The organism is Methylophilus sp. 13 (genome assembly GCF_015354335.1).
Lineage (GTDB): Bacteria > Pseudomonadota > Gammaproteobacteria > Burkholderiales > Methylophilaceae > Methylophilus > Methylophilus glucosoxydans.
The window spans coordinates 43,257-50,230 of sequence record NZ_JADKYR010000009.1; the positions used below are offsets into that span (position 1 = coordinate 43,257).

A 6,974-nucleotide genomic window follows, 5' to 3' on the forward strand; every position below is an offset into this window, starting at 1 on the left:
TATGAACAAGAGTATTTGGACAATTGCAGCACTGGCATTAGTGCTAACTGCTTGTAAAAGCACCCCGATGAACCCAGCCAAGGTTGAAGATTCCAGCGTGACTCGCCCAATGGCAAAACAAAACGGCAATGGTAATGATGGCTCTGCAAACACAGACAAAATCAATATCAAAACCGTTGATGTGGATACCAGCAAAGACGAGTTGAGTGCCGCTGAATTGGCCAAGCGTCAGGTATTCTTTGACTACGACAGCGACGCGATTCGTGAAGAGTACAAGAGCCTGATCGCTAACCACGCCAAATACCTGATTGCCCACCCACAAACTAAAGTGGTACTGCAAGGTAACACCGACGAGCGTGGCACACACGAGTACAACCTGGCATTGGGTCAGCGTCGTTCCGTGGCTGTGAAAAATGCCCTCAACGTATTGGGCGTGAGCGATAGCCAGATCGAAACTGTGAGCTACGGTGAAGAGCGTGCAAAACAAAACTGCGCGGATGACGGTTGCTTCCAGCAAGACCGCCGCGTAGACATCGTTTATGCAGGTCAGTAATTTGCGATACGCTGCGGTATTGATGGCCCTTGGCTTGACGGTGTCTACCGTCAGCCAGGCGGCTTTATTCGATGATACTGAAGCCAGAAAGCGTATTCTTGAGCTCGAAACCAAGCAGGGTGCAGATTATGATGCACAGCAAAAAGCCATCACAGACCTGACACGCACCCAGCAATCGCTGGACAGACGCGTGCAAAGTCTGGAAATGCTGATCAACGGCAAGGGTTTGCTGGACATGCAGAATCAGCTGGAGCAGCTCCGTCAGGATGTGGCACAACTGAAGGGTGATCTTGAAGTGGTGACCCATCAGCTTGAGGATATGCGTACCAAGCAGAATGCGTCTTACACCGATCTGGATACGCGTGTGCGCAAGCTGGAAACCTTGGCACAATCAGTGACAAATGGTCAAGGCTTACCCGTCGCAGGCGCGAGTGGTACGACTGGCGATGTAAAAGCTGATGTTTCCCAGCAGGAAACCAGCGCGTTTGCCGAGGCAGAGTCGCTCAACCAGGCAGGCAAGTACAAAGAGGCCTTTAATGCCTATGATGCGTTCCTGAAGACTTACTCTAATAGCAAGCTGGTGCCAGATGCCATGTACGGCATGGGATATACCCAGTTTGCACTGAAGAGCTACAAATCCTCTGCTGCCACACAGCAGAAGTTTCTGGAGAGTTATGCGACGCATCCCTTGGCACCGAATGCCATGCTCAATCTGGCGAATAGTCAGATTCAGTTGGGGCAGATTCCGGCCGCCAAAAAGACCTTGAAGGATCTCATTGCGGCCTATCCATCGGCTGAAGTGACGCCTAGCGCACAAAAACGCTTGAAAGTGCTCGAAACGATCAAATAGCAGATTTTCGTTATTGAAATGACCTTATTTCAGCGATAATAGCGGGCAGATAGCAATATCTGCCCGTTTACTTTTAGTTTCCCCATGACCACACTCAAAATTTTCGAGATTTTTTACTCCCTGCAGGGCGAGAGCTCACGTGTCGGGCTGCCTACGATTTTTATCCGCCTGACCGGCTGCCCATTGCGTTGTGGTTATTGTGATACGGAGTATGCGTTTAAAGGCGGCAGCAATATGATGCTGGATGACATCATGCAGCAGATTGCAGCCTACGATACCCGTTACGTCTGCGTGACCGGCGGCGAGCCGCTGGCGCAAAAGGGCTGTATTGAATTGCTGACCAGGCTGGGCGATGCTGGCTATCAGGTGTCTTTGGAGACCAGTGGTGCCATGGATATCGCCGAGGTCGATTCACGCGTGAAAGTGATTATGGACATCAAAACGCCGGGGTCGGGTGAAGTAGAAAAAAACCGCTGGGAAAACTTGCCTTTGCTGAAAGCCGGTGATGAAGTGAAATGGGTGATTTGCAGCCGGGAAGATTATGACTGGGCCAAATTGATGTTACAGACCCGGGCATTTCCGGCCGATTGCGATCAGTTATTTTCGCCCAGCTTTCATGAGGTCAGTGGCGAAACTTTGGCCAGCTGGATTTTGCAAGATCACCTCAAGGTGCGTATGCAGCTTCAATTACATAAAATTCTCTGGGGCGAGAAACAAGGAGTATAAGCGTGACAGCAGCAAACCCTAAGGCGGTGATTTTATTATCGGGCGGCCTGGACTCAAGTACGGTATTGGCGATTGCCAAATCGCAAGGCTATGACTGTTATTGCCTGAGTCTGGATTATCATCAGCGCCATAATGTCGAGCTGCAGGCCGCCCAACGCGTTGCGGCAGCCTTAGGGGCAGCCGAGCATAAAACCGTACAGCTGGATTTGTCCTTGTTTGGTGGTTCGGCACTCACTGACAATGCGATCGCCGTCCCTGAGCAAGAGACGCAGGGCATTCCTGTCACTTACGTGCCGGCACGCAATACGATTATGCTATCCTTGTCCCTGGCCTGGGCCGAAGTGTTACAGGCGCGGGATATTTTTATCGGCGTCAATGCGCTGGATTATTCCGGCTACCCTGATTGCCGTGGTGAATATGTCAAAGCCTTCCAGCAAATGGCCAATCTGGCCACTAAAGCTGCGGTGGAGGGACAAACCATTACCGTGCATGCACCGTTGATCGATATGACCAAGGCTGACATCATCCGCACCGGCCATGCGCTGGGCGTGGATTATGGCTTAACCGTTTCTTGTTATCAGGCCGATGGTCAAGGCGCCGCGTGTGGTGTGTGTGACTCCTGCCGCTTCCGCAAAGCGGGATTTATACAAGCGGGCGTGGCTGATCCGACGCTGTACAGGAATGCATCGTCAGGTGAGTGAAAAAGACTTGCCACTGTTTTAAAAAATCAAGTATAATCCGCGCCTTTCTGCAAAGAAATTCATTTTTAAGAGAACAAGATTATGGTCGTTATTCGTTTATCACGTGGTGGCTCCAAAAAGAACCCGTTTTACAGCGTTGTTGTGGCAGATTCCCGCAACCGTCGTGACGGTCGTTTTATCGAGCGCGTTGGTTTCTACAATCCATCTGCACGCGCTGGCGCTGAAGGCCTGCGTATCGATGAAGCACGTACACAATACTGGGTTGAGAACGGTGCACAACTGTCCGACACCGTAGCACGTCTGGTTAAATTCCACGCTAAAGGCGTTGAAGGCATGGCAGCTGCGAAAGCGAAAGAAGTTGCTAAAGCTGAAGCTGCCAAAGAGAAAGCCATTGCTGCTGCCGCTGCAGAAGCCGCTGCCAAGGCAAAAGCAGAAGCCGACGCTGCTGCTGCAGAAGCCGCCGCCGCACAAGCAGCTGCCGCTGAAGCGCCAGCTGCTGAGTAATTGTTTCAACGCCTGAATACAGATGGCGTTTGAGAACATGGTTGTGATGGGGCGCATTGTCGCCCCATATGGCGTTTATGGCTGGGTAAAAGTCGTGCCTGATACTGAGTATCTGGATGGCCTGCTGGACTACGAAGCCTGGTGGATCGGTAAAGCGCCGAATTGGCGTGAAACGACGGTAGAGCAAGCCAAAATCCATAACGATGTGTTGCTGATCAAGTTGTCAGGGGTGGGCGATAGAGATGCCGCCTTTGCGCTCAAAGGTCAGCAAATTGCTGTACCGCGTGAGGCCTTGCCCGAGACAGAAGAGGGCGAGTATTACTGGTCTGATCTGATCGGTTTGCAAGTCAGCAATACTGAAGGCGTGGACTTCGGCAAGATTACGCAAGTGCTGGAAACCGGCGCAAACGATGTGCTGGTCGTGCGTGAAAAGCAGCCGACACAGGTCAAAGGCAAGGATGGCAAACTGCGCGAAGAGTATCGCGAGCGTTTGATCCCGTTTACCAGTGACGCTGTGCCAGAGGTGGATATCCAGGCGGGTACCGTGCTTGTGGAGTGGGATGCCGATTTTTAAAAGAAAGCGCAGCTCATGATGCAGATTGAAGTGATCAGTTTGTTTCCTGAGATGTTTGCAGCACTGACGGAATACGGGATTACTAGTCGTGCCAGACAGCGTGGCTTATATCAGTTAACGCTGACCAATCCGCGCCAATATACGCAGGATGTGCATCACACCGTTGATGATCGGCCATATGGTGGTGGACCAGGCATGGTGATGCTGGCGGAGCCGCTTGCACATGCCATAGGCGAAGCCAAAGCGCGCTTAAGTGCGAAAGAAATAACGCCCAGGGTGATCCACTTATCGCCACGGGGCAAACCGCTGACACACGAAAAAGTGGTGCAGCTCAAAGCATTACCGGGGCTGGTGCTGTTAGCCAGCCGCTATGAAGGCGTAGACCAGCGCGTGCTGGATACCTTGGTGGATGAAGAACTCTCCATCGGCGATTATGTGTTAAGTGGCGGTGAGTTGCCTGCCATGGTGTTGCTGGATGCCATCATCCGCCAATTGCCTGGGGCACTTGGCGATGCTGATTCGGCGCAGGAAGATTCATTTGTGAATGGCCTGCTCGATTATCCGCACTACACGCGCCCGGAAGAATTTGCAGGATTAAAGGTGCCCGACGTATTGCTGTCTGGACACCATGAAAAGATTAGACAATGGCGATTACAACAATCGCTGCTGCTAACAAGGGCTAAACGCCCGGATTTATTGGCTGAAAGGCCGTTGACGAAAGAAGAGGCTAGGCTACTTAAAGACGTTGCATCAAAAGGCGTCGAGTAGGAACGAGTCACTTTACAATTAAAAGGAACTGACATGGCAGACATTATCAAAATGTTAGAGCAAGAAGAAATTGCTCGTTTAAACAAAGCTATCCCTGACTTCGCGCCAGGTGACACCGTAGTTGTAGGTGTAAACGTGGTTGAAGGTAACCGTAAACGGGTGCAGGCTTACGAAGGCGTTGTAATCGCCAAGCGTAACAGAGGTCTGAACTCCTCTTTCATCGTGCGTAAAATCTCTTCAGGTGAAGGCGTTGAGCGTACATTCCAGACTTACTCCCCACTGATCGCTTCTATCGAAGTGAAACGCCGTGGTGACGTGCGTCGCGCTAAACTGTACTACTTGCGTGAGCGTTCAGGTAAATCTGCACGTATTAAAGAGAAACTGGTTGCGCGCGAAAAAGACATCGCAGCAGACAACTCTTAATTCAAGCGTTGCAGCAAAAAGCCCTTCAGTTGAAGGGCTTTTTTATTGCCATATTCCAACGATCGTTGGTTGCACCCGGGCCAAGATTACAGTTAAATAGGCGCATGAACCGTCTTGATGATGAACTCGATGCATTGGTACCTGCGCCCTTTGGCTTTGTTGGTGTGCGTAGCGATGAGGCCGGTGAGCGGCTGCAATTCTTGCTACATGCATTGCCCGTCAAAGCCAGCCCCAATCCGCGTGCGCAAGCCGTGGCCGATCAAGTCGCCACTTATCTTGAAAATCCGCATATGGTCTGGCAACCCATTCAATCCACTCTCGGCACGGCTTTTCAGCAACGCGTCTGGCAGGCCATGCGTGCGATCCCTGTCGGTGAAACCTGGACTTACAGCCAGTTAGCGGCAGCGGTTGACTCTGGCCCACGTGCCGTGGCTAATGCCTGCGGTGCCAATCCCTTGCCCTTGTTTAATCCCTGTCACCGGGTGGTTGCCAGCCATGGGCTGGGCGGATTTATGCAAGGCTTGGACGGTGGTTTGGAGATTAAACGCTGGCTGCTCGCCCATGAGCAAGGCCACAAATAAACGCCGATGCAGCAAAAAGCGCATTCTTTGACCGAGGCGGCAGCATTTCCTGAAATCGATACCTTTATCGATCAGCTCTGGCTGGAAGATGGCTTGTCGCCCAATACCTTATCCAGCTACCGCAATGATTTAAAAGGTTTTGCCGAGTGGTGCAGGCAGCACACCCATACTTTGTGGGAGGTGCAGTCGCATGATGTGCAGGCATATCTTGCCCATCGTTTCCCGCAAGTGAAAGTGCGGAGTATTAACCGCCTGATAGCCACCTTGCGCCGTTTTTACCGGTACGCGCTGGCCGCCAATCTGATTCATCAAGACCCCACCTTGCATATCGAAGCGCCCAAAATGCCTAGGTCACTACCAAAAACGCTGAGTGAATCGCAGGTGGAAGATTTGCTCAATGCCCCGGATGTGAATGTGCCGCTTGGTATGCGAGACCGAGCCATGCTTGAGCTGCTCTATGCCAGTGGGTTGCGTGTCTCAGAGCTGGTGAATATCAAAATCAGCGAAGTGAGTACGCAAGATGGCGTGGTGCGCGTCACCGGTAAAGGCAGCAAAACCCGCCTGGTACCCATGGGCCAGGAAGCGGCCGAGTGGATAGACCGTTACTTGGCAGGCGCCCGCGCGGAGATTTTAAAAGGCAGTCTGAGTGATGCGGTGTTTGTCACCGCACGTGGCGATGCCATGACGCGGCATGCGTTCTGGCACATTATTCAGCGGTATGCCTTGCAGGCGGGGATTTCACAACATATCAGCCCGCATGTGTTACGCCATGCGTTTGCCACGCATTTGCTCAATCATGGCGCGGATTTACGCGTGGTGCAGATGCTATTGGGGCATGCAGATATTTCGACCACGCAGATTTATACGCATGTGGCGAGGGAGCGGTTGCAGCAGTTACATAAGGCGCATCATCCGAGGGGGTAGAATTTTGTCGCATTGTATTGGCTAGAAAGGCAGGGTTTCGCAGAGCATACTCCGCCTAAGTAATAGCTGAATTATGCAGAACCAGTGCATCTTGCAACAAGTTGTCATTCCGGCGGAGGCCGGAATCCTGGTCAGGTTAATACTAAACTTGACACAATCGAAGAGAGAGTACTGAACCTGCTGCGAGTATTTGTAGATATTTCCTCGGAGATCCACCTTTTTCTTTCGCCTCTAGGCGAGTTACTTTTCTTTGCTTGCACTGTATAGACCGGAGACATAGGTGACACATGTATTAGGACATGGTTGACACATTAATGTGTTTTTCATGTTTGTGTAAAGTAGATGGTTTCGCAATGATGGTGCGCATAAA

Annotated in this window: 10 protein-coding genes; all 10 read left to right on the forward strand. The window is 51.6% G+C overall.

Annotated elements, in window-relative coordinates:
* Position 1 precedes the first annotated feature (1 nt).
* The 10 genes from pal (at position 2) to xerD (ending at position 6,604) form a co-directional block, all read left to right on the forward strand.
* Positions 2-553 carry a peptidoglycan-associated lipoprotein Pal gene (gene pal / locus INP77_RS14700; protein WP_194749834.1) on the forward strand — a complete coding sequence of 184 codons (552 nt, stop codon included), beginning with the start codon at positions 2-4 and terminating at the stop codon, positions 551-553.
* Positions 540-1,403 (forward strand): YbgF trimerization domain-containing protein, encoded by an 864-nt coding sequence (locus tag INP77_RS14705; protein WP_194749835.1) that lies wholly within the window; start codon positions 540-542, stop codon positions 1,401-1,403. Before pal ends, INP77_RS14705 begins: the two co-directional genes overlap by 14 nt.
* Before the next feature lie 84 nt (positions 1,404-1,487).
* The gene (queE, locus tag INP77_RS14710; protein ID WP_194749836.1) at positions 1,488-2,129 is read left to right on the forward strand and encodes a 7-carboxy-7-deazaguanine synthase QueE; all 642 of its coding nucleotides are present in this window, start codon (positions 1,488-1,490) and stop codon (positions 2,127-2,129) included.
* Positions 2,130-2,131: 2 nt separating this feature from the next.
* Entirely contained in the window at positions 2,132-2,830 is a 699-nt protein-coding gene (gene queC, locus INP77_RS14715) for a 7-cyano-7-deazaguanine synthase QueC (protein ID WP_194749837.1), read from the forward strand.
* Between the two features lie 81 nt (positions 2,831-2,911).
* On the forward strand, positions 2,912-3,334 hold the full coding sequence (gene rpsP, locus INP77_RS14720; RefSeq protein WP_194749838.1) for a 30S ribosomal protein S16: 423 nt from the start codon (positions 2,912-2,914) through the stop codon (positions 3,332-3,334).
* A gap of 37 nt (positions 3,335-3,371) precedes the next feature.
* Positions 3,372-3,908 (forward strand): ribosome maturation factor RimM, encoded by a 537-nt coding sequence (rimM, locus tag INP77_RS14725; protein WP_194749839.1) that lies wholly within the window; start codon positions 3,372-3,374, stop codon positions 3,906-3,908.
* An 18-nt stretch (positions 3,909-3,926) separates the two neighbouring features.
* Positions 3,927-4,676 carry a tRNA (guanosine(37)-N1)-methyltransferase TrmD gene (gene trmD, locus INP77_RS14730; protein ID WP_228518971.1) on the forward strand — a complete coding sequence of 250 codons (750 nt, stop codon included), beginning with the start codon at positions 3,927-3,929 and terminating at the stop codon, positions 4,674-4,676.
* Positions 4,677-4,709: 33 nt separating this feature from the next.
* Positions 4,710-5,099 (forward strand): 50S ribosomal protein L19, encoded by a 390-nt coding sequence (rplS, locus tag INP77_RS14735; protein WP_194749841.1) that lies wholly within the window; start codon positions 4,710-4,712, stop codon positions 5,097-5,099.
* 104 nt (positions 5,100-5,203) lie between these two features.
* Positions 5,204-5,680, forward strand: a complete 477-nt coding sequence (locus INP77_RS14740; RefSeq protein WP_194749842.1) for a methylated-DNA--[protein]-cysteine S-methyltransferase — start codon at positions 5,204-5,206, stop codon at positions 5,678-5,680.
* 6 nt (positions 5,681-5,686) lie between these two features.
* Positions 5,687-6,604 (forward strand): site-specific tyrosine recombinase XerD, encoded by a 918-nt coding sequence (gene xerD / locus INP77_RS14745; protein WP_194749843.1) that lies wholly within the window; start codon positions 5,687-5,689, stop codon positions 6,602-6,604.
* The last annotated feature ends 370 nt before the right edge of the window (positions 6,605-6,974 follow it).